We start from the raw sequence: 1132 nt of genomic DNA, 5'->3' as shown, positions 1-1132 counted from the left end.
CGCACGACAATCATCGCGGCAATCATCACCTCGCCGCGACACCGACTCGCCATCCTGATTGTCGCGCGCTTCCCACCCAGATTGTCGCGCTATAGACGCTGCAGGATGCCGGCGAGTGCATCACAGCGTTGCCGAAGAAGGAGCACTCGGCGCCGGAGTGGCAGGCCGCAATGCAGGCTTTGATCCTGGTGGCGGAGAGCGGAGGTCCGACGATGCTCGCCCGGATCGGCGTGATGCGCGCACTGAACCGACACTACGTCCCGGAGTTCAATCCCAAGGGCAAGGAGCCGCATTGGGGCCGGCGCAAGCTCAATCAATGACCGTTTGGATCTACACCGACCTGCGCAAACAGGTCGGAGACAAGGACCACCTGAAGGTCTTCGGCTTCGGAAGAAGCGGCCGAGATCTGACGCCTCCGGAAGAGGTCGAGGCCGGATGACCGCGCCATGGGATGAAGCCAAAAACTTCAACGCCCGCTTGCAGGCAGCGCACTGCGAATCGTGGCACGCGGGGTAAAGGAGGATCAGGCCGCAATATGAAACTAGCCGAAGCACGTCCCTACGCCAAACCGGAAGCCGCCGCACGGAAACTCCTCGAACTCGCTGCAGGCGTGCAGCCGATCGACGACCGCATCCACATCGAGAAGATCAACGGCCCATTTCTCTCGAAGGCTGGGTGCAATGCGAGCGGTCCGGAGTTCGGCGCCGGCATCAAATATGCGATCGAGCAGGGATGGCTCGGGTTGCACGAGAGCGGCACCTATGTGCGGGTGCTTGCTCCAGGAGACGACCTGTTTCCGCGATAGATAGCCAAAAGCTGACAAGGGTTGCCACCTAAGGCGGCCTACTTCATTTTCCTCGACCCGATGCTAATGAAGAAAATCGGTCTCGGCGCACTATCGGTCACCTCTATCGACCACTGTTGGCCGGGCCGAAATCTCCCGTCGATATCTTTGAAGAGGTCGCCCGCGAACACGGTGGCGTGTTTCCACGCCGCCTCATCATCTGGCAACTCCTCGCCCTCAGCATCGACACTGGGCGTAAGCGCGAAGCCGATACCCTTGCTTCGAAGTTAGAACGAATGTGCGAAGAAGCCTCCGGCTTGGAACGGAGGTTTGGATGGGATTGGACAG

4 protein-coding genes and 1 pseudogene are annotated in these 1132 nt (G+C 60.2%); 4 read left to right on the top strand and 1 reads right to left on the bottom strand.

The window, feature by feature from the left end:
• Positions 1-170 precede the first annotated feature (170 nt).
• The 3 genes and pseudogenes from ABID58_RS37330 to ABID58_RS37320 all read left to right on the top strand — a co-directional run bounded on the left by ABID58_RS37330 (position 171) and on the right by ABID58_RS37320 (position 805).
• Complete coding sequence (locus ABID58_RS37330) at positions 171-320, top strand: hypothetical protein (protein WP_502916469.1); 150 nt, start codon at positions 171-173, stop codon at positions 318-320.
• An 86-nt stretch (positions 321-406) separates the two neighbouring features.
• A pseudogene (locus ABID58_RS37525) lies at positions 407-539 on the top strand (SOS response-associated peptidase); the annotation flags it as partial.
• Entirely contained in the window at positions 536-805 is a 270-nt protein-coding gene (locus ABID58_RS37320; RefSeq protein ID WP_354037805.1) for a hypothetical protein, read from the top strand. The pseudogene ABID58_RS37525 and the gene ABID58_RS37320, both read left to right, overlap by 4 nt.
• Before the next feature lie 38 nt (positions 806-843).
• Here the strand turns inward: ABID58_RS37320 and ABID58_RS37520 are convergent, their stop codons facing one another.
• Positions 844-975, bottom strand: coding sequence for a hypothetical protein (locus ABID58_RS37520; RefSeq protein ID WP_502916470.1), 132 nt, complete (start codon positions 973-975; stop codon positions 844-846).
• Between ABID58_RS37520 and ABID58_RS37315 the strand changes: the two genes are divergently transcribed.
• Positions 922-1132: hypothetical protein (locus tag ABID58_RS37315; RefSeq protein ID WP_354037804.1), on the top strand; the 211-nt coding region annotated here is incomplete at its 3' end. The two genes, ABID58_RS37520 and ABID58_RS37315, sit on opposite strands and share 54 nt — an antisense overlap.

Source organism: Bradyrhizobium sp. S3.2.6 (assembly GCF_040546885.1).
Taxonomy (GTDB): domain Bacteria; phylum Pseudomonadota; class Alphaproteobacteria; order Rhizobiales; family Xanthobacteraceae; genus Bradyrhizobium; species Bradyrhizobium cytisi.
This window is presented reverse-complemented; position numbering and strand designations above follow the sequence as displayed.

Excerpts from the sequence above, each read along its gene's own strand:
- ABID58_RS37330 (WP_502916469.1), top strand. The coding sequence starts at position 171 with ATGCAGGCTTTGATCCTGGTGGCGGAGAGCGGAGGTCCGACGATGCTC.
- ABID58_RS37320 (WP_354037805.1), top strand. The coding sequence starts at position 536 with ATGAAACTAGCCGAAGCACGTCCCTACGCCAAACCGGAAGCCGCCGCA.